The 26907-nt window shown below is 40.6% G+C and carries 16 protein-coding genes; 15 read left to right on the top strand and 1 reads right to left on the bottom strand.

Annotated features, from left to right (window positions below; genetic code table 11):
• Nucleotides 1-79 precede the first annotated feature (79 nt).
• The 11 genes from BM097_RS04050 to BM097_RS04000 all read left to right on the top strand — a co-directional run bounded on the left by BM097_RS04050 (nucleotide 80) and on the right by BM097_RS04000 (nucleotide 20942).
• Entirely contained in the window at nucleotides 80-3856 is a 3777-nt protein-coding gene (locus tag BM097_RS04050) for a glycoside hydrolase family 16 protein (protein ID WP_090546143.1), read from the top strand.
• Between the two features lie 69 nt (nucleotides 3857-3925).
• Nucleotides 3926-6331 (top strand): glycoside hydrolase family 3 protein, encoded by a 2406-nt coding sequence (locus BM097_RS04045; protein WP_090546141.1) that lies wholly within the window; start codon nucleotides 3926-3928, stop codon nucleotides 6329-6331.
• Nucleotides 6332-6441: 110 nt separating this feature from the next.
• Nucleotides 6442-9159 carry a GH36-type glycosyl hydrolase domain-containing protein gene (locus BM097_RS04040; RefSeq protein ID WP_090546139.1) on the top strand — a complete coding sequence of 906 codons (2718 nt, stop codon included), beginning with the start codon at nucleotides 6442-6444 and terminating at the stop codon, nucleotides 9157-9159.
• A 20-nt stretch (nucleotides 9160-9179) separates the two neighbouring features.
• On the top strand, nucleotides 9180-12245 hold the full coding sequence (locus tag BM097_RS04035) for a hypothetical protein (protein ID WP_090546136.1): 3066 nt from the start codon (nucleotides 9180-9182) through the stop codon (nucleotides 12243-12245).
• A gap of 105 nt (nucleotides 12246-12350) precedes the next feature.
• On the top strand, nucleotides 12351-13748 hold the full coding sequence (locus tag BM097_RS04030) for an ABC transporter substrate-binding protein (protein ID WP_090546134.1): 1398 nt from the start codon (nucleotides 12351-12353) through the stop codon (nucleotides 13746-13748).
• Nucleotides 13749-13809: 61 nt separating this feature from the next.
• Nucleotides 13810-14733: a carbohydrate ABC transporter permease gene (locus BM097_RS04025; RefSeq protein WP_242944654.1), complete on the top strand. Its 924-nt coding sequence runs from the start codon at nucleotides 13810-13812 to the stop codon at nucleotides 14731-14733.
• A 3-nt stretch (nucleotides 14734-14736) separates the two neighbouring features.
• Entirely contained in the window at nucleotides 14737-15564 is an 828-nt protein-coding gene (locus BM097_RS04020) for a carbohydrate ABC transporter permease (protein WP_090546132.1), read from the top strand.
• Between the two features lie 81 nt (nucleotides 15565-15645).
• Complete coding sequence (locus BM097_RS04015) at nucleotides 15646-17235, top strand: extracellular solute-binding protein (RefSeq protein WP_177197362.1); 1590 nt, start codon at nucleotides 15646-15648, stop codon at nucleotides 17233-17235.
• On the top strand, nucleotides 17198-19024 hold the full coding sequence (locus BM097_RS04010) for a sensor histidine kinase (protein ID WP_090546131.1): 1827 nt from the start codon (nucleotides 17198-17200) through the stop codon (nucleotides 19022-19024). The genes BM097_RS04015 and BM097_RS04010 overlap by 38 nt, the downstream gene beginning before the upstream one ends.
• 9 nt (nucleotides 19025-19033) lie before the next feature.
• Nucleotides 19034-20458, top strand: coding sequence for a response regulator (locus BM097_RS04005; RefSeq protein WP_090546129.1), 1425 nt, complete (start codon nucleotides 19034-19036; stop codon nucleotides 20456-20458).
• Between the two features lie 79 nt (nucleotides 20459-20537).
• Nucleotides 20538-20942: a hypothetical protein gene (locus BM097_RS04000; protein ID WP_090546127.1), complete on the top strand. Its 405-nt coding sequence runs from the start codon at nucleotides 20538-20540 to the stop codon at nucleotides 20940-20942.
• A 4-nt stretch (nucleotides 20943-20946) separates the two neighbouring features.
• Here the strand turns inward: BM097_RS04000 and BM097_RS03995 are convergent, their stop codons facing one another.
• Entirely contained in the window at nucleotides 20947-21819 is an 873-nt protein-coding gene (locus BM097_RS03995) for a helix-turn-helix domain-containing protein (RefSeq protein WP_090546125.1), read from the bottom strand.
• A 125-nt stretch (nucleotides 21820-21944) separates the two neighbouring features.
• Between BM097_RS03995 and BM097_RS03990 the strand changes: the two genes are divergently transcribed.
• The 4 genes from BM097_RS03990 to uxaC all read left to right on the top strand — a co-directional run bounded on the left by BM097_RS03990 (nucleotide 21945) and on the right by uxaC (nucleotide 26779).
• Nucleotides 21945-22586 carry a bifunctional 4-hydroxy-2-oxoglutarate aldolase/2-dehydro-3-deoxy-phosphogluconate aldolase gene (locus tag BM097_RS03990; protein ID WP_090546123.1) on the top strand — a complete coding sequence of 214 codons (642 nt, stop codon included), beginning with the start codon at nucleotides 21945-21947 and terminating at the stop codon, nucleotides 22584-22586.
• 168 nt (nucleotides 22587-22754) lie between these two features.
• On the top strand, nucleotides 22755-23822 hold the full coding sequence (uxuA, locus tag BM097_RS03985; protein WP_090546121.1) for a mannonate dehydratase: 1068 nt from the start codon (nucleotides 22755-22757) through the stop codon (nucleotides 23820-23822).
• Between the two features lie 63 nt (nucleotides 23823-23885).
• Nucleotides 23886-25382, top strand: a complete 1497-nt coding sequence (locus tag BM097_RS03980) for a mannitol dehydrogenase family protein (protein ID WP_090546119.1) — start codon at nucleotides 23886-23888, stop codon at nucleotides 25380-25382.
• A complete protein-coding gene (uxaC, locus tag BM097_RS03975) occupies nucleotides 25379-26779 on the top strand; it encodes a glucuronate isomerase (RefSeq protein ID WP_090546117.1) in 1401 nt (466 codons plus the stop codon). Before BM097_RS03980 ends, uxaC begins: the two co-directional genes overlap by 4 nt.
• Nucleotides 26780-26907: the final 128 nt, after the last annotated feature.

Raw genomic sequence — 26907 nt, 5'->3', positions numbered from 1 at the left:
CGCCTTATTTATTGTTTCTTAATCGCCCATAATCAAATTAAAGTCGACAGTTCATGTCAAATATGGGAGGTATAATTACATGAAAAAAAAGGAGCTAACGAAAAGGCTCTGTGCCACAGGTTTGGCTGTAGCACTGGCATTTTCAAGTACAGGCTTGATTGCCCTTGCGGACGAAAAGGATGAAGAGCAAGTGCTGGAGCTTGAAGATGAGGAAGAAAAGAAAGAGGAAGAGAAAGAGGAGCAAGAAGAACAAGAAGAGAAAGAAGAGCAAGAGCCAGAGCTTGAAGCTGAGGAAGAAGAAAATGGGGAATCTGAAGCTTCAGTAAATTTTAAGGAAAAAGATACGGAGCTATATGTGGGAAGCGACTGGGCAGGTGCAAATGCTGATGCCGTGACCAGTAAAGACAAGGTCGACTTCCATGTGAAAAACTTTGGATGGGCAAATAGTGAGTGGGCAATCCAATATATTATCAAGGATTTAGGATTTCATAATAATACTACATACACACTTGAATTTGATATCACATCCACGGTGGACAAGGACTTCTTTTTAAAGCTGGATGATGGAAATGGATTTATAGCAGAAAAAGTTTCATTAGATGCTGGAAAGAAAATGCATTATATGAAGTCTGTAAGCTGTGGTGAGTTCAGCGAAAAACCATATCTATTCTTTGCACTTGGGCAGATGTCTGGTGAGGAGGTAAGTAGAAGTGGAGAAATCACGCTTGAGAATCTTGTTATTACAGAGGGGGAGAAAGAGCCAGTAGATATAGGTGATGACGAGAAGAAAAAGGGGAAAGAGCACGATTTTACAAAGGATAATTCAGAATTTGATGCTAAGGATTCAGGTAAGACAAAAGCTGGGTATGAATTAATTTGGGCAGATGAGTTTGATGGTAACTATGGCGATGCTAGTGTGGATAAGGCCACAGGACTTAACCTGGATAACTGGGCTTATCAATTAGGCGATGGCTCCACAGATTGTGGTAACTACGGTTGGGGTAATAATGAATTACAGTGTTACACTAATAGACCAGAAAATGTGGGCGTTAACGAGGATTTGAATGATGATGGCGAGGGTGAAGGTGTACTTAGAATCACTGCAAAGCGAGAGAATGGCTACACCTATAAAACTGAGAGTGCCAAGAATTATACATCAGCAAGACTCCGCACTACCAAGCCAACAGAGGCGCTGTTTAATACAACCTATGGCTATGTGGAGGCACGTATAGCACTGCCAGCAACAGCAGGTGCATGGCCAGCATTTTGGATGTTGCCACAAAGCACTACTGTATATGGCAATTGGCCTGTTTCAGGTGAGATTGACATCATGGAAACCTGTGGTGCATTTACAGACAAGGATAATGATGTGGCATGCGGAACCCTCCATTGGGGCACCCCTACACATGTATATAAGGGAAGTGGATATGTAAATCTTGATAGTGATTATACATATTTCCATACCTATGCAATTGATTGGCAGCCAGGGGAAATTACCTGGTACTATGATGGTAAGCCAATAAATACTCTCAACAATTGGGAGAGCGCTATTCCTGGAGCATCTGATAGTCTTGCATTTGATGCACCATTTGATATGCCTTTTTACATGCTTTTAAATTTGGCTGTAGATAGTGGTCAGTTTGGCGGAAGTGTAAACAAAGCAAGATTTGATGAAGATATCAACATGTATGTGGATTATGTAAGAGTTTTCCAAAAGGAGGATGGATATCCAGATACTGTAACAAGAAAAGCATCAGATAATGCAGCAGAAAATTGGAAGGATTATGCTGGTATTAATCAGATTGCCGATTTAACAGAAGAAAACCTTGAGACCTGTGAAGGTGGCGGCATGAGTGATTCATCAGCTGATAAAGATAAATGGTATCTTTCATATCAGCAGGATGCAACTGATGCAAAGCTTGATAAATTAACTAAGGATGATACGGCTTGGGCCAAGGTGGCTATAGCTTCTCCGGGCTCACAGGATTATTCAGTACAGCTTATTGGACATTACGATGCCAAAGCAGGCTATGTGTATAAGGTATCCTTTGATGCTTACGCTGATGGAGGAATGGTAGGAAAAACTGTAAATTGTGATTCCAAGGAATGGAAGGGCTGGAGCACCTATGGTGTGACTCAGGCTAAACTTACAAAAGAAAAGACTCACTACTCATATACATTCGCCCAGACTGAGGATTTTGATAACTGTAGAATCGAATTTAACTTTGGCGCTCAGGCTTCAGGAAATGTCTATATTGCAAATCCTAAGGTGGAGATAGTGGACCCTGCAGCCCTTGGTACCAGTGAAAAGGCTAGAACACCTTTATCAGACGGTAACATGATATACAATGGCACATTTGATCAAGGGGATAATCGAACTGGCTATTGGGCAGCTCTTTCAAACACAAAATTAAATGTTAGAAGATACACAACTGAAGCTCTCGGTTCAGATGACATGATGGTTGTGGATGTAGCTTCAAAAACAAATTACGAAGGAATAACTGATGGTAAGAAATATTACGAAAGAAGAGCAGAGATTTCTTCAACAGGAAAAAATGGAGCTACCATCTACCAGCCAGATATGAAGCTTTCAGCTGATAAGTATACTGTGGAATTTGACATGTATAGTCAGGCAGATAGTGCCGTAAAGGTTGGCGCTTATACTCTTACAGAAAAGGGGAATGAGCTTAAGCTTGGAAGACAGCTTGGAAGTGCTACAGCCTTTTATAAAAAGGCAGATGGAGTAAGACATTATACACTTGCCTTTGAAACCAGGGAAGCTGTGGAAAATGCAGTTGTTGCATTTACATTTGCTAAGGGTACTAAGGTACAGCTTGATAATGTATACATGAATGGTGCTAATCAAAAATCAAATGCTGATGAGCATCCACTTAAGACTGATAGCAGCTACAGAGGTGATAACGGCGGCGGTGTTGAAATCCCTCTTGAAAATCAGGATGGAGCCGTAACAATGTCTGGTATTACAAGCGGAGGCAGCTGGTATTCTCCTCAGCTTGCATCTGGCGATTTTGAATTGGTAGCAGGACAGAAGTATGTGCTTTCATTTGATTACAACCTTTCTGGAAATCATAACAATACATTCCAGTACATCATCCAGGAAAATGGTGGTAGCTGGCATGTATTCGCTGATGGCCCTGAGACTGTAAGCTTTGATAATTCAAAGTCTGAAGATGGATTTAATCACTATGAGAAGGAATTTGTAGCTGATGCCAGCATATCATCAGTGCATCTTAACTTTGGATTCGGTAACAGTGGAGCAAATGGTGATGCCGCCTTCGCATTTAAGAATGCAAAGATTGATTTAGTAAAGCAGACCGCTGTTGTAGGTGAAGTAGATAATGAAACTGTTTCAGATAGTGTATTTTATGAAAAGACAAATGAAAGCCCAGCAAAACCTGTAAATTCAGGAAGCGCTAGTACTATCGGCAATACAAGTGCATCAAATAATACTACAGTTATCGAAGAGACTAAAACTCCAACAGCAGGAAACGTAGATAATAGCGTTGATGTTAGCAAAACTGTTAATGCATCAGCTTCAAAGAAGACTAAAAAAACAGTAGTAAAATCAGAAGAACAATCTGAAGGTTCAGAAGTATATGCTGATGAGTCTAAAGAAGCCGAAGAAGTAGTAGATGATTCTGATGAAGTTGTAACTATTCAAAGCAATGAGGAGGAGACAACAATCCAACAGGAGGAAACTCCAAAAGGGGCAGAACAAACAATAGAAGGAAATAATGGCTTTAATGTCTTTGCTGTGGTCGGAATAATGGCGGCCTTTGCAGTTTTCACAGCATGTTCCTTTGTGGTTAGAAATCATCTTAAAAAGAGACAATAAAAGACTTTAAAAATCATTAGTCAAAAGCTAAGATTAAAGAAATAAAACATAGTAGGAGGCATACAAACAATGCAAAAATGGTCTAGATTATTATATCAGCCAGCTCTTCCACTAAAAGGGGACAGAAGAGTTACGGGCTGTGAGGAACATATCCAGCTTTCAAGAAAAGCTGCGGAGGAAGGAATGGTACTGCTTGAAAATGATGGAACGCTTCCACTTTCCAAGGAAAGACCAGTTGCATTGTTTGGAAAAGGCAGTGTAGATTACGTAAAAGGTGGCGGCGGTTCAGGTGATGTATATTGTGAATACGTACATAGCCTGTACGATGGTCTGACAGCCAAGGGCGTTTCAGTATACGAGCCACTTATTAGCTTCTATAGGGATGATTTAAAGCATCAGTATGAAAATGGCCGAGTTCCTGGAATGACTGCAGAACCAACACTTACAGATGAGCTTTTACAGGGGGCCAAGGCATTCACAGATACAGCCATCATCGTTATCAGCAGATTCTCAGGTGAGGGCTGGGACAGAAGTGATGTTGAATGCAACAACGAATACAATCCATGGGAGACAGAGACCTCTATGCCAAAGATAGCTGGGGAGATTTTCCCAGATGGAGATTTCTATCTTACAAAGGAAGAAAAGAAGCTTATTGATACTGTAAAGAGCAATTTCAAAAAGGTAATTGCAGTAGTTAATATCGGCGGTGTTATCGATTTAACATGGCTTAAGGAGGATGGAATAAATGCAGCCCTTTACATGGGACAGGGCGGTATGGAAGGCGGCGATGCTGCAGCTAACGTGCTTCTTGGTACAGTTAATCCATCAGGTAGATTAGTAGATACCTTTGCAGGCAGCCTGGATGATTATCCATCCACAAAGGGCTTCCATGAGTCCTTCGAATATGTAAATTACAACGAAGATATTTACGTGGGCTATAGATATTTCTTAACCATACCTGGTGCTGATAAGAAAATCGTGTATCCATTTGGATATGGTCTTAGCTACACCAGCTTCGAAAGTAATATTGTATCTATGTCACTTTGTGATGATACCTTCTATTTCACTGTAAAGGTTACAAACACAGGGACTAAGCCTGGTAAGCAGGTGGTACAGCTATATTACAGCGCCCCACAGGGTAAGCTTGGAAAGCCTGTTAGAGAACTTGGGGATTTTGCAAAGACAAGATGCTTGCAGCCAGGTGATAGCCAGATTCTTACACTTTCAGTTAGCAAGTACCAGATGTCTTCCTATGATGATTTGGGAAAGGTTAAGGAAGCCAGCTATGTATTAGAAGCAGGTGAATATCGCTTTTGCCTTGGAAATGATTCTTTAGATGTTGCTAAGGTAGATTTTGTGTGGGACAACGAAAAGGATGAAATCATTAAAGAGCTTACACACAAGCTATCACCTGTAGAGCTTAAGGAACGTATGCTTGCAGATGGTTCTTACGAAGCATTGCCACAGGGCAAGCATAAGGACATTAACGAAAGTGTTATCACAAAGATGGAGCCTGGTACAGAGGAAGGACTTACACCAGAGGTACGCTCACGTGAATGCTATTGCCTGATTCATCCATTTAAGGAGGGTGCTCACACTTTAGCTGAGGTGGCAGAAGGCAAGATTACCTTAGATGAATTTGTGGAGCAGCTATCCTTAGATGATTTAATGCATCTTGTAGGTGGTCAGCCTAACACAGGTGTTGCCAATACCTTTGGCTTTGGTAATCTTCCTGAATACGGTGTGCCTAGCGCTATGACAGCTGATGGCCCTGCTGGTGTTAGAATTGCACCTGAAACAGGCATACTTACTACAGCCTTCCCATGTGCAACACTTTTAGCTTGCACCTGGAATGAACATCTTCTTATGCAGGTAGGAAAAGCAGGCGGTGAAGAGCTTAAGGAAAACAATCTTGCAGTATGGCTTACACCAGCTATCAATATTCATCGTAATCCACTTTGCGGTAGAAACTTTGAATACTATTCAGAAGACCCAATCGTAGCAGGTAAGCTTGCAGCAGCTCTTGTAAACGGAATTCAGAGCAATCATGTGGGAGCATCTGTAAAGCATTTCGCTTGCAACAATAAGGAAACTAACAGAAAGCACAGTGACTCAAGAGTATCAGAGCGTGCACTTCGCGAGATATACTTGAAGGCCTTTGAAATCGTCGTTAAGGAAGCAAAGCCTTACACAATCATGAGTGCCTATAACGCAATCAACGGTGAGCGTGCATCTGAAAGCCATGACCTTCTCACAGGTATCTTACGCGAAGAGTGGGGCTATGAGGGTATGGTCACATCAGACTGGTGGACACGTGGCGAGCATTACAAGGAATCAAATGCAGGCAATGACCTTAAGATGGGTAACGGCTATCCAAAGCGCCTTAAGGCTGCAGATGAAAAGGGAGCACTTGATCACGACCAGTTAAAGCTCAACGCAAAAAGAATACTTAATACAATTTTGAAATTCGATTAATCATATTTCAAAGCATAATAAAAAAGGACACCTATATAAAAAAGGTGTCCTTTTTTTAGTGTCTGCCTTTCCATAAGATAAGAAAAGATTAATGGGGAGGAAGGATGACTATGAGCAAAATAAATTTTATTGATGAAAATGGAAGCTTTGAAATTAACAATCCGCAGCATACCAGCGGATTATATTTGCCACTTGCCAGCAACAAGGGGTTAAAGAGTGCTGTCACTCCGGATTTTGGAGGTGATGCCAAGACGGACCAAAATCATTTTTTGCTGGCGCCTAAAAGCATAATGAATTTAAGCAGTGACAGAGATACCAGAAATTTCTTTTTGATAATGGATGGAGGCCTTTGGTCTGCAACAGGTGTATCTGCTATGCAGGAAGCTAATAGGTTTACCGAGGCTGAGGACGAAGTAAAGCTTACGGCAGGTCGTATGTGGCAGACAGTCACAAGATTAAATAAGGCAAAGGGCCTTGCAGCAACGACTACTATTTTTGATTTAACAGGCGAAAATGCAGAGATAATGGTTGTTACTCTAGAAAATAAAAGTGAGACACCTATAAATTTTGAAGCGGTAGCCGCCATACCTGTGTTTGGCAGAAGTGCTGATAATCTAAGGGACCATAGGCATGTAACATCCCTTCTTAACAGAGCAGCCATAGTAGAAGATGGTGTGCTTATGCAGCCTACACTATCCTTTGATGAAAGGGGACATAAGATTAACGACAGTACATATTATGTCTTTGGTCGAGATGAAAATGGAAATGCACCAACTGAATTTATGGCTGATGCAGATGATTATTTAGGAGATGGTGGCACTTTTCTTCGCCCAAGAAGTCTTTTAGATGGAAAAGGTAAAAAGGATAAATGGATGCATTCTGGGGACAAGGTAAATGGAAAGGAATGCTTGGCAGCCCTAAGATTTGAAAAAGTAACCTTAAATCCAGGGGAGAAAAAGACTTATCAAATCGCTATAGGCATGGCATCCACTGATAATCTTGGTGAGATAGATAAGGTACGAGCATACATTAAATCCGTAAATACGATAATGGAAAAGCTGTCTGAAACAAAGACTTACTGGATTAATAAAACCCCAATTCATTTTAATACAGGAAATCCTGCATTCGATGGATTTATGGAGTGGGTGGCATTTCAGCCAGAGCTTAGAAGAATATTTGGTTGCTCCTTCCTACCTCATCATGATTACGGAAGAGGTGGCAGAGGCTGGAGAGACCTATGGCAGGATTGTCTTGCCCTGCTGTTAACAGACCCTACAGGTGTAAGGCAGATGCTTCTTGATAATTTCAAGGGAGTTCGAATGGATGGAAGCAACGCCACAATCATAGGTGATAAGCCAGGTGAGTTTAAGGGTGATAGAAATGGAATACCTAGAGTGTGGATGGACCACGGCTTCTGGCCATTTCTTACAGTAAAGCTATATATGGACCAGACAGGAGATTTGGATTTATTCAAAGAGGAGGTCACATATTTTAGAGATGCTTTAATGCATAGAGGTGGAAAACTGGATGAAGCAATGGCACAGTCTTCTGATTTAATCCAGAAAACTGTAACAGGAGCTGTATATAAGGGAACAGTTCTAGAACACCTTTTGATTGAAGGTCTTACTGCATTTTATGACGTGGGGGTACATGGTCATATAAAGCTTAGAAATGCAGATTGGAACGATGCTTTAGATATGGCTGCAGAAAACGGAGAAAGCGTGGCATTTACCTGTGGTTACGCAGGCAATCTAAAAGAGCTTGCTACGTATTTACGAATTTTCATGGCTAAATCTAAGGAAAGGGAGATGCTGATTGCAAAGGAGCTTTTGCTTCTACTAGAAGAGGATTCAGTTGGGGCATTTGCCAATCCAAAGGAAAAGCTTCATATTTTGGATAGCTACATGGATTCCATCGAAAATGGCCTGTCTGGAGAACGAGTAAATGTAAGCATAGAAAAAATCGCCTTACTTTTAGAGCATAAATCGGAATTTCTAATGAAGCAAATCCGAAGCCATGAATGGGTGACAGATGGTGAAGGAAATGGCTGGTACAACGGCTATTACGACAACAACAAAAACAAGGTGGAAGGCGTAATAGATGGCAATGTAAGGATGATGCTTACAGGCCAGGTATTTGCTATTATGAGTGGCACCGCTAAAAGGGATGCAGTGGATTCCATTATAAGTGCGGTGGATAAATATCTGTATAAGAAGGACATAGGTGGATATACCCTAAACACAGATTTTGGGGAGCTTAAAACAGATTTAGGCAGAATGTTTGGATTCTCCTATGGCGACAAGGAAAATGGGGCAGTGTTTTCACATATGGCTGTTATGTATGCAGCAGCATTGTATAAAAGAGGCTATGCAAAGGAAGGCTTCAAAGCACTTAATACATTGTTTGAGACAGCAGCAGATTTTGACAAGAGTCATATCTATCCTGGCATACCAGAATATTTTAATGCTGATGGCAGAGGCCTATATAGTTATCTTACTGGTGCAGCCAGCTGGTATTTAATGACAATGATAATAGAAGCCTTTGGCGTAAGAGGTAGTGCAGGAGATTTGAATATCGAACCAAAGCTAATGAAGGAGCAGTTTGATGAAAATGGTATAGCCACAATATCACTGAACTTCAGAGGTCATAGCTTTACAGTTATCTACAAAAACCCTAAGAAAAAAAGCTATAAGGAATACGAAATCGGTCAGGTGATTGTGGATAATACCTGCATTATTAAGGGACAGAAAAATATGGTTAGCATTCCTGAAAATCAGTTGGATTCTTGGAATGAAAAAACTCACGTAATAGAAGTGGAATTGAAATAGAAGGTATAGGGAGATAGAAAATGGAAATAGTAACAAGCGTTAAGGATGTTATTGAAAACTATGGAATAAAAAGCGAATTTGCCAGCTTTCTTCCAGGTATAGCTGGACTTCACGGAATTCCTATGTGGTGCTATACAGTAAACCGCGGGCAGGCAGTAGTCAGCTTCGGTGTGCAGGACAAGGACCATGGAATAATGGAATTCTATCCTGCACACACTGCATATCAGATGGTGGGACGCACAGGCTTTCGCACATTTATAAAAGCAGATGGAAAATACTTTGAGCCCTTCAAAAATCCAGCCTCTAAAACAAAGATGACAGTTTATATGAACAGTCTGACTATCGAGGACGAGGATGTAGAAAATCAGATTAAGGTGAAGGTAAGCTACAGTACACTTCCTGGTGAAAAGATTGCATCTCTCATGCGTGTGGTGGAAATAACTAATCTTGCAGATAAAAAAAGAGACTTTGAAATACTAGATGGTATGCCAGCATTGGTGCCTTTTGGTGTAGGACAGGAGAGCCTTAAGATGATGGCTCAAACCACAAAGGCATGGATGCAGGTAGAGGATGTGGAATCAAAGGTTCCATATTATCGTGTGCGAGTAAGCATGGAGGATTCGGCTGTAGTTAAAAAGGTTGAGGGTGGAAATTTTGCCATGGGAAAAAGAGCTGATGGCAGCTTACTTCCAGTGATTGTAGATCCACGTGTGGTATTTGAATACGACCTAGCCTTTGAGCAGGCAGTTGGTTTTAAAAATTCCGATTTAGAAAAGCTTGTTTGTGGAAGTCAAAATACCTCCAACGAATTACCTTGCGCATTCTTTGGAGAATCAAAATCACTTGCTGGAGGCGAAACAATCACACTTTATGAAATGATTGGTCAGGTTAGAAACAAGGATATTCTAATGGATTTCCTTGGAAATAAAATCGATGGAAATTATTTTGAAGGAAAGTTTGCAGAGGCCACAAAGCTTGCTGATGAATTAACAGAAAGTGTTGCAAGCCACACTGCTGACAAAATCTTTGATAACTACGTTAGATACAATTACATGGATAACTTGCTTAGAGGTGGCACTCCAATTCAGCTGGGAGGAAAGCACACCTACTATGTATATTCTAGAAAGCATGGCGATTTAGAACGAGATTACAATTACTTTTCAATGTCACCAGAATTCTATTCTCAGGGAAATGGTAACTTTAGAGATGTTAATCAAAACAGACGTTGTGATACATTTTTTAGCCCAATCGTAAAATCAAAGAATATAGAAATGTTCTATTCGCTGATTCAGTTGGATGGCTACAATCCACTTAAGATTGAACAGATGCGATACGTATCTGAAAAGGCAAAAGACCTAGGACTTATAGAACCATTTACTCCAGGCACACTTGCAGCAGCCATTATGGATAAGGCAGATGGGCAGTTTAAAGAAGAGCAACAACAGCTATTTGACCAGATAATGGCAGATGCTAAGGATATCGTAAATGCGGATTTCGGTGAAGGCTATTGGAGTGATCACTGGACCTATAACCTGGATTTAATAGAGGATTTCTTGGAGATTTATCCAGACGAGGAAAAGAAGCTTTTATTTGAAACTAAGGTAAAAGCCTTTGATGCCAAGGAAAAGGTGCGAAATAGATTTGAGCGCTATGAAAAGACTGATGCTGGGGTAAGACAGTATTACTATCTGGAAAAAAGAACCAACACTACAGAAGACCCAAGCTATGCATTTGATACACAGGGCAACGAGGTTACCATGAGTCTTATGGCAAAGCTTATTTTAATGTCTACCATAAAGCTTGCCACACTGGATGCTTACGGTCTTGGAGTTGAGATGGAGGGTGGAAAGCCAGGCTGGTATGATGCCTTAAATGGTCTTCCAGGACTTCTTGGCTCATCAATGAACGAAACCTACGAGCTTGCCAGAATGATTGAGTTTGTCAGCAATGAGCTTTGCAAATATGGCCAATCAATTACATTGCCAGAAGAGGTAGCCACACTTGTTCTTCAGATTTATAAGGTGGAGCAGGAGGTGGAGGATTCCATGGAAAAATGGAATCGTAAAAACGATATTAAGGAAGATTATAGAAAGGCTGTATACGATGGCTTTTCAGGTAAGACAAATGAAATGTCGGCAAATTTTATTAATGAAGTTTTTGCTGCCTTCAAAAACACAATGGATGCAGCAGTTGAAAAGGCAGTAGAGCTTGGAAATGGCATCGCTCCTGCATATTTCACCTATGAAATAGATGATTATGAAATGAAGGAAGCTGGTATTGTACCAAAGCATTTTAGCCTTGTGCAGGTTCCTTATTTCTTAGAAGGGCCAGTGCGTTTCTTAAAGCTTGGTAGCGATATCAATACAAAAAAGGAAATGTATTCAAAGGTAAAAGCCAGCGATTTATATGATGAAAAGCTATCCATGTATAAGGTAAATGCATCTTTGCAGGATGCCAGCTTTGAGCTGGGAAGATGTAGAGCCTTCACCCCAGGCTGGCTTGAGAATGAATCCATCTGGCTTCACATGGAATACAAATATCTGCTAGAGCTGTTAAGAAGCGGTTTATATGAAGAATTTTTTGATGATTTCAAGAAGGCTGCAGTGCCATTTTTAGAAAGGGACGTATACGGAAGAAGCACCTTAGAAAATTCTTCCTTTATTGCAAGCTCTAAGAATCCAAATGAAAGAATTCATGGTAAGGGCTTTGTGGCAAGACTATCAGGCTCCACTATAGAATTTATCAGCATGTGGAAGCTGATGTTCTTTGGAAAAAATATATTTACCCTGGATGAAAAGGGGCAGCTTTGCTTTAACGTGGCTCCAGCTATTCCAAAGTATTTGATTGATAAATGTGATGACAAATACCAAGTCAGTGCCACATTGCTTGGCTCTACAAAGCTTACCTATTGCTTTGATAAATATCAGGATTACATGCCAGAAAATTACCGAATCGAAAGCTACCATGTGGAATTAAAGGATGGCACAGTAGCAGACATTGAAGGAGAAAAGATTGCCGGAGAGTTAGCAGAAAAAATAAGAGACAGGTGTGCTATTTCTATCACTATAAAAATGACACCTAAATAAAAAAAGTATCATTTTTTCAGTAGAGGATGGCCTCTATAATTCATTACATAAACAGTAACTAACAGTTACACAACAAAACAACTAAATGGTTGGGAGGATGAAAAAATGAAGCTAAAAAAATTCTTAGCAACTCTTCTCGTAGGTGCAATGACACTTTCACTTGCAGCCTGCGGAAGCGATGGCAGCAGTGCCACCCTAGAAGGTGAGAATGTTGATTCAGCAACAGTAGGTAGCGAGGACGGAGAAAAGCTTGTTATCTGGACTCTTGCAAAGGATCTTCAGACCTTCGCTGAAAAGTATGCAGAGCTTAATCCTGATGTTCAGATTGAGACAGTAGTTATTGAGCCTGCAGATTATGTTACAAAGGTGCAGACAGCTCTTAATGGTGGACAGACTACACCAGATATCATCGTTGGTGAGCCACAGATGCTTGAAGATTTCTATGATGCTAATTACTTTGAGGATTTGAACCAGGCACCATACAATGCACAGGATTACGCAGATCAGATTGTTGATTACGTATGGAAGGTTGGCCAGGATTCAGAAGGAATCCAGAGAGCTATTTCTTACCAGATTACACCAGCAGGTATCTACTATCGTAGAGATATAGCTGAGACTGTATTTGGTACAGATGATCCAGAAGAAATCGGAAAGCTTTTTGCTGATTACGACACAGTTCTTACTACAGCAAAGACACTTAAGGATAACGGCTACAGAATCTTCGCATCAGATGCAGAAATCAACTATTTCTCAGGTGACAGCGCTTGGGTAGTAGATGGAAAGCTCAATGTAAATCAGGCTCGTCTTGATTACATGGACCTTGTAGTTGATTTATATCAGAACGATTACACAGCCTATGCAAACCAGTGGTCAACACCATGGTATCAGGCAATGGCAGGCGAGGTACCTATCCTTACAGCTGACATCCAGAACTATGCAGATGATTCAGTAAACGTTTGGGATGCTGAACAGTTCGAGGAAGCAACAAAGGATTTGGATAAGACAGAAGTATTTGCATTTGGTCTTCCTAGCTGGGGTGTTCTTACACTTAGAGATAATGTAGGCGAGACATCAGGCAAGTGGGGAGTGTGCTCGGGTCCAGCTTACGGCTTCGGCGGTGGTACATTCATCGGAATTTCTGCAAATTCTGAGCATAAAGATCTTGCTTGGGACTTCTTAAAGTGGGTAACACTTGATGAGGAGACAGCTGAGTGGTGGATTGAAAAATCTGAAGGCGACACAGTTTCACTTATCTCTGTCCTTGAAAAGCACAAGGATGATGAGAACCCAGTTTACGGTAACCAGCACATGTATTCATTCTGGCAGAGCCAGGCAGAGCACATTGATTATTCAAAGGTAACTCGTTACGACAAGGTGATCAACGATGCTTGGGGGGCTGCAATCACAGCAATCAAGACAGGCGAAAAGAACAAGGATGATGCAATCGCAGAATTCTATGATGTAGTTGAATCTACATATCCAGATATCACAGTTGAAAGATAATTTTCAGATGATGAAAAGGGGCTGGCTATTGTCAGCCCCGATATAAAAAAGGGAGGATTGGATGAAAGCTTTTTCTATGAAAAATGTGATGAAGAATAGGAATAATGCAGCATATCTGTTTGTGCTCCCATTCGTCATCGTTTTTTTAATTTTTAGTGTATACCCAGTATTTAGAACCCTGTATTTAAGCTTTACAGACTACAAGGGTTATGGTGAGCCAGTTCTGGTGGGACTGGAAAATTACAAGCGTGTTGTGGGAGATAAATTCTTCTGGCGCTCACTTTACAACACCGTAAAAATGTGGAGTCTTAATATTGTATTACAGCTTGGTTTAGCATTTTTACTTACTATCGTATTTTCGGATATTAAATACAAGATGGCAGGACTTCCTGTATTTAGAGCAATTTACTATTTACCAAATCTTATTGCGGCAACCTCAGTGGCTTTCCTTTTTAAAACATTACTTGATTGGAAATATGGATCATTTAATCAGATGCTCCTAGCAATGGGAATCATTGACCAGCAGGTTAACTGGTTGGGCCAGCGTTCTACAGCATGGGCTGTTGTATCAGTTATTCAGGCTTGGATGTGGTTCGGAAATTCCTTCATCATGCTTATGGCCGGTGTCCAGGGAATTCCACAGGATTATTTTGAAGCGGCAGCAATAGATGGAGCAGGCAGATGGAAGACTTTTGGAAAGATTACATTACCACTGCTTAGGCCAATTCTTTTATATGTAGCAGTTACATCATTGATTGGTGGATTACAGCTTTTTGATTTACCATTCCTTATTAACGGAGTGGCAGGTGCATCTACAGCAGGTGAGCCAGGAGGAACACTTCAGACTGTAGTTATGTACATGTACAAATTTGGTTTTGAAACTCATCAGGTTGGCTTTGCATCGGCAATAGCTTACACACTGTTTATCATAATATTAATTGTATCAGTACTTGAGTTTAAATTTATTGGCGGAAAGGAGGACTAGGCTTTGGCTACAAAAATAAAAAAAGTAATACTTTACATTGCACTTATAGTGCTGGCTCTTGGTTGCCTACTTCCTTTCTGGCTGATGATTGTTAATTCAACAAGATCAGGAGTGGAAATCACACATTCTTTTTCATTTGTTCCCGGGCATAGCCTAAAGGATAACTGGGTTGTGTTGTTTGCTTATGTGAATCTCTTCAGAGGTTTCTTTAACAGTATCAAGGTGGCTGTGCCCGCAACTCTCCTTACCGCTTATTTTTCGGCTATTACAGCCTATGCAATGGCCATGTATGAGTGGAAGGGAAACAACCTGTTATTCAAGGTGATTGTGGTATTTATGATGATACCTGCTCAGCTTTCTCTAATAGGCTTTTATAACCTATGCCAAAAGCTGAGACTTATCGATTCCTATGTACCATTAATCGTTCCAGCAATAGCAGCTCCAGGAATTGTTTTCTTCCTTAGACAGTATGTTAAATCTACATTGTCAAAGGCTTTGCTTGAAGCAGCAAGAATAGATGGTGCATCAGAGCTCCACACCTTCCATAAAATCGTACTGCCAATTATGGCACCTGGTATTGCAACCATGTCTATTGGCGCATTTATTGGAAACTGGAACTCATATTTGATGCCATTAATACTTTTAAATACTCCTAATAAGATGACACTACCTGTAATGATTTCTACATTAAATGCGGCTACTGATTTACAGAAGAATCAGGGAGCTATATATCTTGGCGTTGCAATATCTGTTGTACCTATCATGATAGTATTTGCATTTTGCTCACGTTATATCATTAGCAGTATTTCTGCTGGCAGTGTAAAAGAATAAACTAATGGGACTGGCGCATTTCGCGGCAGTCCTTTGCCAATATTTGTTGAAAGAATTGAGGTAAGCAAGTATAATAGGATCATGAAAAATTGCGCACAATCGATTAATAAATTAATAGCGTTATTACTGGCTACAACCATGGTAACAGGCTGCGGGGCAAAGGATGCAAAGCAGGGGGAATCCTCTTCAAATGACATTGTTACCTTGGATTGGTATATTAACTATTCCTGGTTCAACACAGGCTGGGGCAGCAATGTGGTGTCCAGGGCCATTACGGAAAAAACAGGGGTAGATATTAATTTCATTACACCGCAGGGAAATGAGGTGGAAAAGCTTAATGCTCTTATTGAATCAGGCTCACTTCCAGATTTGATTACCTTGGGCTGGTGGGAGCCACAGGTAAACGAAATGATTCAAAAGGACATGGTTTATGCCATCAACGAGCTTGCGGATGAGTACGACCCATATTTTTATCAGGTATGCGACAAACAGGCTGTAAGCTGGTACACCCAAAGTGATGGAAATATCTATGGCTATCCTTGTTCTTCTATTACTCCTCAGGACGTGGAAAACAACGAAAGGATTGGCAGTAATCAAACCTTCCTTGTTAGAAAGGATATCTATGAAGCAATTGGCAGTCCAGATATGACTACCATAGAGGGCTTTGAAAGAGCCGTTAAAAAGGCCAAGGAAATGTTTCCACAGATAGATGGAAAGCCACTTATTCCAATCGGGGCACATCTTTTTGACGATCAGGGAAATGTATCCTTTGACCAGTACATACAGAATTTTTTGGCTGTGCCTTATGAAAAGGATGGCAAGCTTTACGATAGAAACACAGACGAAGAATACATCAAATGGCTAAAGATGTTTAGAAGGCTTAATGCTGAAGGCTATTTGTCTACAGATGTTTTCATCGACCAGAGAACACAGATGGAAGAGAAGATTGCTGAGGGCAGATATTTCTGTATGCTCTATCAGTACACTGACATGGCAGCCCAGCAGAAGATTTTATATTCCAAAAATCCAAACAGTGTTTATATAGCAGTGGATGGTCCGAAGAACGAAAATAAGGATGACCATATTCTGCCTACAAACACAGCCAGCGGCTGGACAGTTACTATGATTTCAAAGAACTGCAAGCATCCCGATAGAGCAATTCAGTTTATTGATTACCTTATTTCTGAAGAAGGTCAAAAGATGGTATATCTGGGGGTTGAAGGCATCACCTACGACATGATAGACGACAAGCCTGTTATCAAGCCAGATGTTCTAAAGATGCTTAATACTGACAGAGCCAGCTACGATTTGATTTACGGAGCTGATGATGCTTATTGGATGCTGCAGGACAATGTTATGCAGCTGAAATGGGAGCCAGATATTATATCCCCTACCACACAGCTGGAGGAATGGACCTATCAGTACGCTAAGTATACCGGGCAATATGATGTTATACTTCCTGCTGATACAGAGGATGCATATATAGACGGTCAGTTAAAAGCACTGTGGGCAGATACACTGCAGCAGTTGATTTTAGCGGAAAGTGATGAGGAATTTGACAGAATTCTTGAGGACTACAAAACTCAGCGTGTAGAGCTAGGATTCGACAGCCTACAGGAGAAACGATACAAATATGTTGTTGAAGCAAAGAAAAAATTGGGAATCAATTAAAGGGTTAAAACTGAATAGAAAATTGACTGCCATAATTCTTGTCTTTGTTATGGTACCTATTGCTATATTAAGCGGGGTAATGTTCTACAACATGGAGCAGTCTACAATCAAGGAGAACGTTTCTTATCTGGATTCCACCATGGCCAGACGCCAGGATAGTATTCATAATAATATCGATTCTATCAATATGATTACGCAGTTTTTCCTTTCAGATGAAACTATGAACAGAGTGCTTATAAGTGCTAAGAACCAGGATAGCTTCACCACAAAGGAATGGATTGAGATATATAAGAATGATGTTGCAGCCCTAGAAAGGCTGATTAATACCAACCCTGTTTTAGGGGGCGCTAGATATTATGCCGCTAACGATAATGTGCAGGAGATGATGCCTGTTATGTACACAGCTTCAAGAATGCAAAGGCAGCCTTGGAAGGGATATGCCTTAGACGGTGGCTGGGTATATGACTACAAGGATAATCTTTTTTCTTCCAGTGATAATGCTCCCATGATGGCATTGATTACACCAATAAATAATAAGAAATATGGTTTTCTTGGAGCTATCGAGGCCGGTATGAAAATGAAGACCATGTTTCCATCATTGTATGAAAATGTCCCAAGTGAAATTAGCTGCTTTGTTACAGAAGATGGTAATGTAATTTTTGGTAAGAGGTCTGATGAAAAGGTTAAAAGAATCGCCCTTAATTTAGCAGCCAAAATGGAGGCTAATGCCAAAAAAATTGAGAATCAGGACATTGAAACCTACTATAGCAAGGAAGATAAAAGTGTTATATCTGGAATGTATATAAAGGAGCTTTCAGGAACCCTGGTTTCTGTTGAGGATATATCAGGCAGCCTAAATGAGGTCTACAGACAGCGAAACGCCTTTGTTATGTGGATGATATTGATTCTGATATTACTGTCATTTGTGGTAGATGGTTTGGTACGTCAGGTGTTAAAAAACTTTTATGCCGTTTTATATACCATCAGACAGGTTAGAAAGGGAGATTTATCTGTCAGAGCTTTAGAAACTGGCCGTGATGACGAGATGGGAGAATTGGCTCATCAGGTTAATCGAATGCTGGATAACATCCAAAGTCTAATGCAGCAGAATATTGATAGAGAGATTCTTGCAAAGGATAGTCAGATTAAGGCATTGCAGAATCAGATCAATGCCCATTTTATATACAACGTGCTAGAGTCCATCAAAATGATGGCGGAGATGCAGGAGGAATATGATATTTCTGATGCCATTACAAGCCTAGGAAAGCTCCTTCGATACAGTATGAAGTGGACGTCAGAGCTGGTGCTTGTATCAGAGGAATTAGAGTACATCAAAAACTATATGGCTCTTATCAATCTCAGGTTTGATTACGATATTATTCTTTCATTAAACCTGCCAATGTCCATTATGAATCAGCGTGTGCCAAAGATGTCCCTTCAGCCTATTATCGAAAATGCCATAATTCATGGCGTGGAGGAAATAGCAGAGGACACCACAATCTACATAAAGGGTGTGATTGTAGGGGATGACTGTCTCATTGAAATCACTGACAATGGCAGAGGAATGAATGATGAGGAATTAGATAGGCTTAAGAAAAAGATTTCAGGTGAAATTGCTACAGGTGGAGGCTCGGGAAATGGAATCGGTCTTAAGAATGTTCAGGATAGATTACATGTAGCCTTTGGAATGGATTATGGAATTGATGTAGCTACAAAGGAAGGCTGCTACACAAAGGTTAGTGTGAAAATACCTATGAGAAGGGTAGAGAATATTACTAACAAGTATTAGAGGTTGTTTATGAAGAAGGTTTTAGTTGTTGAGGATGAAAAGCTTATAAGACAGGGAATTACCGCCATGATAAAAAGAAGCGGTGTACCTGTGGAAGAGGTAATAGAATGCAATAATGGTATTGCAGCCATGGACATTTTGGCCAAGGAACAGATAGATGTAATGTTTACAGATATCAGAATGCCAAAAATGAATGGCATCGAGCTGGTTCAGGCAATGCAGGAACTGGACAATCCACCACTTGCCGTAGCTATCAGTGGCTATGACGATTTTTCTTATGCTGTAGAAATGATGCGTCATGGTGTGAGAGAGTATATTTTAAAGCCGGTGGAAAGGGACAAGCTTAAGACTATATTGGAAAAGCTGGATGCGGAGATTAATCATCGCATTGAGGATAAGGAAAAGCTGGATGCATTAGACAATCAGCTTCTGAAATACATGCTAAGGGATAAAGCATCTACAGATGACAACACCATGCTTTTAGCCCAAACCCTAACTAGAGAAGTTGGGGAGGCCTATGTGGTTGTCGTTACAGAGCCAGTGTCTAATGCTCACATCCATGCCGGAATTACCTTGAAAGCTATAATGGGCTGCAATGTATATATTCTTCCTGCTGATAGCTTAAAGCAGCTGCAGGGAATCAGGTACATTGGAGTGAGTGATGTTTACTCTGTGGTAACGGATTTGAAAAAGGCCTATGAACAGGCTTTCAACAGAAGAATAGAAGCCTTTCTTCAAAACATGAGTGTAGTGGACTGTGATTTACCAGCAGTTCCAGAGGAGTTGATTAAGACTGCCACAAAGCTTACCGAGGAAAATGCAATTAGCGCCAGGGTTCAGATGATGGGAGCCGACAAGCCTAAGGAATTAAAAAAGGAATGGGATGGCTTTTTCATTGCAGCAGTAAGAGGGCAGATTCCAGCAAATGATTTTCTTAAGACTATAGATACATTTGCTCTTAAGCTTGAAGCTGTTCATAAGCTTAAGCTATCTGAAGAGCTGGCACATCCTTTAGTTACCGATTGCCTGGATAATTACAGAGAAGGCTTTATGGAATTTATCTTTTCCAAGCAACAGGAGCTTTGCCAGATTTTAGAGGTAGATCAAACTGCCTTAAAGATTAATGAGGCTATAACATTTATAAATGAAAATTATGCCAGTGATTTAAATATGGCAGTGGTAAGTAACCATATATCAATGAACTATTCATTGTTTTCTACAGAATTTAAAAATGTCACGGGAACAAATTTTATAACTTACGTGAAGGACCTTAGAATGGGAGAGGCCAAGCGACTTCTTTCAGATACTGATTTAAAGGTAAATGAAATATCTGCAAAAGTGGGCTATGACAATGAAAAGCATTTTATGAAAAGCTTTAAGGCTTATGTGGGTGTTTCGCCAAGTGAATTTAGAAAGAATGCCTTGCGCGGTTAAGCACTATAGTGTACAATAATTCTGAATGTTAAAAAATAGAACTAATATATAACGTTATCAGATAATTGCGAGGGAAACTGTGGGCAATAAATTTACGATAAAGGCTCCTGATCAGGAAACTATTACAGCCGCGAAGGAGGCTCAAAAAAAATATAAAGATGCTAATGTTACCATCATGGATATTTATACCTTTCAGGCAAAGGTACTTAGCGGGGAGATAAATGATGATAAGGGAATTGCAGAGCTCATCATCAATAATTCCGTTTCAAACTACCATATACATATCAATAGAAGATGTGTAACTAAATCAGACGGTACACTCATTACCTACACAGGAATAATGAAAATGTACAAGCCTGAGGAGCTTAAGATTAAATACACTAAACGTTCTAAGAAAATGATGTCAGTAGCTCAGCTTAAACAGCTTAGAAAGGAACGAAATAAAATATCATTATCAGGTAATCCATTTGCCAAGAAAAAGTAGTGTATTAGTTTCGCAGTATTTCATCCTTGTATTTTTTAGGTGATTTACCGTATTCCTTTACAAAGGCGCGGTAGAACACAGAATAATCGCTATAGCCGTAGGTTTCGGCTACAGCAGCAATATCGGCACCGCTTAATATAGCGTCTCGACACATGTCGAGGCGCTTTTTTGTTATGTATTTATGCAGAGGAATTCCACTGGTTTCTGTGAAAATGTGGGAGATGTGGAATTTGCTTGCATGAAGCTTTTCCGCCAACACATCTAAGGAAAGATCCTCATCTATATGGTTTTCGATATATATGATGATGCTTTGGTACAGGCTGGTAGAATCAGCAGCTTCTATAGTAGGATTGGTGGCCTCAAATACCATACGGCTTACTGTCAAAATGAAATCACTTACGGAAAGCAGAATCTTCGCGTCCCGTCCAAATCTGTTGGAGTGAATCTCATCTATAAGAGTAAAGCCTTTACCCTGAATAGTGTTGAATTCAATATCAGTAAATTTGTGGATGAAGAATTTATCATCTGCAGTTTTATCAGGAAGAAAATTGTAATCGTTAGAAACGTTTGCAAGCATATCCAGATAATCCTTGGTAACCCAGAATACAAAACGTCGATAGAAGATGGAGCCATCAACCAGTCTGGCAAAGTGCTTCATCCTAGGCGGAATTACAATAAGGGTTCCAGGGGTAGGTGTAAATTCCTTTCCATCTATATGCATAATGATGTGCCCATCGATGAAGAAATAGAATTCGTAGTAATCGTGGGTGTGGGCAGCAACAGCAGGGATTTTCTTATCACTGTAATAGTAAATCTCGAAATCCCTGGAAATCATATATTGTCTTGTACTAAATTCTGATTTTAAATTCTTTTTCATAATAAGATGAAAATACCATACTACCGCAATAAATGCAATATAGGTCGCAAGGGTGACAATGGGACAATTTCGGGGGCTAATGTAAGATATTACCATCATATTAGTAATGTGAGGAGATGGGAAAAATGTATGATGAGATAAAAGCAAAATTACAAGAAATTGGTATTATACCAGTTGTTGTTTTAGAGGATGCAAAGGATGCAAAGGCCTTGGGAGAGGCTTTGATTAAGGGTGGTCTTCCAGCGGCCGAGGTAACCTTCAGAACAGAAGCAGCAGAAGAAACTATCAGAGTATTATCAGAGGAATTTCCTGATATGTTGGTAGGTGCAGGCACTGTTCTTACCTGTGAGCAGGCAGATAGAGCAGTAGCAGCCGGTGCAAAGTTTATTGTAGCACCAGGCTTTAATCCAACAGTTGTACATCATTGTATTGAGAAGAGCTATCCAATCTGCCCAGGCGTTCAGACACCAGGTGAGATGGAGCAGGCTATGGAGCTAGGACTTGATTTTGTAAAGTTCTTCCCAGCCGAGCCAGCAGGTGGTCTTCCAATGATAAAGGCTGTAGCAGCACCTTATACAAAGCTTAGCTTCATGCCAACTGGCGGAATCAACAAAGAAAACGTACGTGACTACCTAAAATGCAACCGCATCGTAGCCTGCGGCGGCACCTGGATGGTAAAGGGTGACATGATTGCAAGCGGTGACTTCGAGGCCATTGCGACCTTGACCCACGAAGCAGCGGATATCGTGAAAGAGGTTAGAGCATAATATTCATAACTAATAATGCGACCACATAGACTTGGCAAGCGCGAGCAAGAGGGCCCCATGTAGTTAAGGAGGGACCCTTTAGGGAGGATTCCTTGACTGCAATGGGAGATGGCTTGCGGGAGCACGGAGTTATAGAGGGGAGCAGTACAGATTTGGAGGAGTAATTAGATGGAAATGACACTTAGATGGTACGGTAAGGATTTCGATACCGTAACACTTGAGCAGATTAGACAGATCCCTGGCGTACATGGCGTAATCACCACGCTGTACGATACAAAGCCAGGTGAAGTGTGGAGCCGTGAGCGCATCCACGCCCTTAAGGAGCAGGTAGAGGCTGCAGGTCTTAAGGTGGCAGGCATTGAAAGCGTAAATGTACATGAGGATATCAAGCTGGGCAAGCCTAGCCGTGATGAGCTCATTGATAATTATATTGAGACTTTGAAGAACCTGGGTGAAGAGGATATTCACCTGGTTTGCTATAACTTCATGCCAGTATTTGACTGGACCAGAACAGAGCTTGCAAGAAAAAGAGCTGATGGTTCAACAGTTCTTGCATATACACAGGAGGCAGTAGATGCACTTGTTCCTGAGAAGATGTTTGAATCAATTTCAGGTGATACGAATGGTACTGTAATGCCAGGTTGGGAGCCTGATAGACTTGCTCATGTAAAGGAATTGTTTGATGAGTATAAGGATATTACAGACGAGGATTTGTTTGAGAATCTTAAATATTTCTTAGAGAGAATCATGCCAGTTTGTGATGAGTATGATATCAACATGGCTATTCATCCAGATGATCCAGCATGGCCAGTCTTTGGTTTGCCTCGTATCATCATTAACAAGGAAAACATCCATAGAATGATGAAGATGGTAGATAACCCACATAACGGCGTAACCTTCTGTTCAGGTTCTTATGGAACAAATCTTGAGAACGATTTGCCAGATATGATTAGAAGCTTAAAGGGACGTATTCATTTTGCACATGTTAGAAACCTTAAGTTTAATTCACCTACAGATTTCGAGGAGGCTGCACATCTTTCTTCAGACGGAAGCTTCGATATGTATGAAATCGTAAAGGCACTTTATGATATAGGCTTCACGGGACCAATCCGTCCAGACCACGGCAGAATGATTTGGGGCGAAAAAGCAATGCCAGGCTACGGCCTTTACGACAGAGCCCTCGGCGCTGCCTACATCAATGGACTTTGGGAAGCTATAGTAAAGAGCAACAAATAGGCTTCCCCCCTTGGGGGAAGCTGTCAGCGCAGCTGACTGATGAGGGAAAAAGGAGAGATTAAAATGAAATTAACAAACGAAGGCATAAAGGATAGAGCGGCATGGGAAGCAAAAGGCTATAAGCTTCCAAATTATGATAGAGAAGCAGTTATCGCAAATACAAAGAAAAACCCTACATGGATTCACTTCGGAGCAGGAAATATTTTCAGAGCTTTCCAGGCTAATGTGGTAGATAAACTGTTAGATGAGGGAGTACTAGATAAAGGCCTAATAGTCGCTGAGGGTTATGATTACGAAATCATAGAAAAGTATAACAGAGCTTGTGATGATTTAAGCATTCTTGCAACACTTAAGGCAGATGGAACAGTAGAAAAAAAGGTAGTTGGTTCTATTGTGGAATCTTGTATTCTTGATGAAGAAAATGAAAAGGAAATCGAAAGATTACGTGAGATTTTCCGAGCACCATCTCTCCAGATGGTAAGCTTTACAATCACAGAAAAGGGATATAAGACAAAGGCCTATATGTCAAAGGTGGTAGGTCTTATATTAGAAAGATTTAAGGCTGGAGCACTTCCAATTTCAATCGTAAGCATGGATAACTGTTCTCATAACGGTGACAAGCTTAAGGAGGCTGTTGTAGAGCTTGCAAAGGAATGGTTCAAGGAGGGTAAATGTGAGGAAGAATTTCTTGCATATATTGAGAATCCAAAGCTTGTAGCCTTCCCACTTACAATGATTGATAAAATCACTCCAAGACCAGATGACACTGTTAAGCAGATGTTAATTGAAGATGGAGTAGAAGCTGCAGAGCCTATTGTAACTAGCAAAAATACATACGTTGCAAACTTCGTAAATGCGGAGGAGACAGAGTATTTAGTAATTGAAGATTTATTCCCTAACGGACGCCCAGCTTTAGAAAAGGGTGGTATCGTATTTACGGATAGAATCACTGTAGATAAAACAGAAAAGATGAAGGTTTGTACCTGCCTTAATCCACTTCACACAGCACTTGCTATTTATGGGTGTATTCTTGGCTATAAGACAATCCATGATGAAATGGATGATGCAGCTTTAAAAAAATTAGTTACTACTCTTGGCAAGGATGAGGGAATGAAGACAGTAGTAAATCCTGGAGTTATATCTCCAGAGGATTTCCTAAACGCTGTTCTTACAAAGCGTCTTCCAAATCCATTTATGCCAGATACACCACAGCGTATTGCCTGCGATACCTCACAAAAGCTTCCAATCAGATTTGGTGAGACCATCAAGGCATACCGTGCTAATTCATCACTTGGAACAGACAAATTAAATGTCATTCCATTTGTTCTTGCAGGCTATTTAAGATATCTTGAGGGAATCGATGATGAAGGTAAGCCTTTTGAGCAGAGTCCAGATCCATTATTAAATGAGCTGAAAGGACTTCCAGCAAAGGATGTACTTAAAAGAACAGATGTGTTTGGTGTAGATTTATATGAGGATAATCTAGCGTCAAGAATCCTTGAGATATATGTGAGATTACAGGGTAAGGGCAATGTCAGAAAGGAATTGAACAGACTATGATGTCGTTTATGGATAAAGATTTTTTGCTTACCTGCGATACTGCAAAAAGTCTATTTAAGGAAGTAGAACAGGCTCCAATAATAGATTACCACAATCACCTAAATCCTCAGGAAATATATGAGGATAAATGCTTTGATAACATAGCAGAGGTATGGCTTGGAGGAGATCATTATAAATGGCGTGCTATGCGCGCAAATGGTATTTCAGAGAAGTTTATCACAGGTGATGGAAATCCTTATGATAAATTTGTGGCTTGGGCAGACACAGTGCAGAATCTTATTGGAAATCCATTGTATCAGTGGACTCATTTGGAGCTTCAAAGATATTTTGGAATTACAAAGCCTCTCAATCCAGATACCGCAAAGGAAATCTGGGAGGAGTGTAGCGCAAAGCTTAAAACAAAAGACTTTTCGGTTAGAAACCTCCTAAGAATGCAGAAGGTGTCTGTCCTATGCACCACAGATGATCCTGCAGACAACCTGCAGTGGCACAAGAAGCTTCGTGATGATGGCTTTGAAATAAAGGTGCTTCCAAGCTTTAGACCAGAGAAGGCTATGGGAATCGAAAAGCCTGAATTTGCAACCTATATCGAAAGATTAGGGGGTGTAGCAGGCCTGCAGATTACAGATGTGAGCTCACTTTTGAAGGCACTCAAAAACCGACTTAAGTTTTTTATGGAAAACGGATGTAGAGTCTCAGATCATAGCCTAGAAGGGCTTTTCTATGTAGCGGCCACAGAAGTAGAGGTCAACAATATATTCAAAAAGGGTCTTGCAGCAGCCAAGCTTTCTGAAGAGGAAATTGGCAAGTTTAAAGGCTATGTACTTACAGAGCTAGGAAAGGAATATGCAAGACAAAATATTGTAATGCAGCTTCATATAGGAGCTATCCGCAACAATTCAGAACGTTTTTATAAATTGCTTGGAGCAGATACAGGCTTTGATGCAATGGCAGATTTCAATTATGCACCTCAGCTGGCAGCGTTGCTTTCAGCAATGGATTTAACAGAGGAATTGCCAAAGACAATATTGTACTGCCTAAATCCAAAGGATACAGAAATGCTTGCTGTAATGGCATCTACTTTCTGCAGCAATGAAGAAGGTATCAAGGGTAAGGTACAGCTAGGCGCAGCATGGTGGTTCTGTGACCACAAAAACGGAATGGAACGACAAATCGAAGCAATGTCAGATGCTGGTTTAATTTCCACATCTGTAGGAATGCTTACAGATTCCAGAAGCTTTCTGTCTTTCCCACGCCACGAGCTATACCGCCGAATCCTCTGTAATAAAATCGGTACCTGGGTTGAGGCAGGAGAATACCCGGCAGACCTATCGTATTTACGTACCCTCGTAAAACGTATATGCGGTAGCAACGCAGTAGAATATTTCAGCTTATAAAAAACGTTGCGGCTTCCAAGTATTACATGCTCCCGCTTGCCAAATATATGTAGCCGCAATAATTAAATGAGCCTGTAGTAGACAAGCTATTATGTTTCTTAAGCGAAGCTTTCTATGCTGAGCGTAGA

Origin of the sequence: Pseudobutyrivibrio sp. OR37 (assembly GCF_900113655.1) — a bacterium.
Lineage (GTDB): Bacteria > Bacillota > Clostridia > Lachnospirales > Lachnospiraceae > Pseudobutyrivibrio.
The sequence above is the reverse complement of the archived record's forward strand: the minus strand, read 5'-3'. Positions and strand labels throughout refer to the sequence as shown.

Bases quoted from the DNA above. Each gene is read 5' to 3' on its own strand.
- uxaC (WP_090546117.1), top strand. From the start codon at position 25,379: ATGATGTCGTTTATGGATAAAGATTTTTTGCTTACCTGCGATACTGCA.
- BM097_RS04045 (WP_090546141.1), top strand. From the start codon at position 3,926: ATGCAAAAATGGTCTAGATTATTATATCAGCCAGCTCTTCCACTAAAA.
- BM097_RS04050 (WP_090546143.1), top strand. From the start codon at position 80: ATGAAAAAAAAGGAGCTAACGAAAAGGCTCTGTGCCACAGGTTTGGCT.
- BM097_RS03980 (WP_090546119.1), top strand. From the start codon at position 23,886: ATGAAATTAACAAACGAAGGCATAAAGGATAGAGCGGCATGGGAAGCA.
- BM097_RS04010 (WP_090546131.1), top strand. From the start codon at position 17,198: ATGTTGTTGAAGCAAAGAAAAAATTGGGAATCAATTAAAGGGTTAAAA.
- BM097_RS04035 (WP_090546136.1), top strand. From the start codon at position 9,180: ATGGAAATAGTAACAAGCGTTAAGGATGTTATTGAAAACTATGGAATA.
- BM097_RS03990 (WP_090546123.1), top strand. From the start codon at position 21,945: ATGTATGATGAGATAAAAGCAAAATTACAAGAAATTGGTATTATACCA.
- BM097_RS04015 (WP_177197362.1), top strand. From the start codon at position 15,646: ATGAAAAATTGCGCACAATCGATTAATAAATTAATAGCGTTATTACTG.
- BM097_RS04025 (WP_242944654.1), top strand. From the start codon at position 13,810: ATGAAAGCTTTTTCTATGAAAAATGTGATGAAGAATAGGAATAATGCA.
- BM097_RS04040 (WP_090546139.1), top strand. From the start codon at position 6,442: ATGAGCAAAATAAATTTTATTGATGAAAATGGAAGCTTTGAAATTAAC.
- BM097_RS03995 (WP_090546125.1), bottom strand. From the start codon at position 21,819: ATGAAAAAGAATTTAAAATCAGAATTTAGTACAAGACAATATATGATT.
- BM097_RS04005 (WP_090546129.1), top strand. From the start codon at position 19,034: ATGAAGAAGGTTTTAGTTGTTGAGGATGAAAAGCTTATAAGACAGGGA.
- BM097_RS04030 (WP_090546134.1), top strand. From the start codon at position 12,351: ATGAAGCTAAAAAAATTCTTAGCAACTCTTCTCGTAGGTGCAATGACA.
- uxuA (WP_090546121.1), top strand. From the start codon at position 22,755: ATGGAAATGACACTTAGATGGTACGGTAAGGATTTCGATACCGTAACA.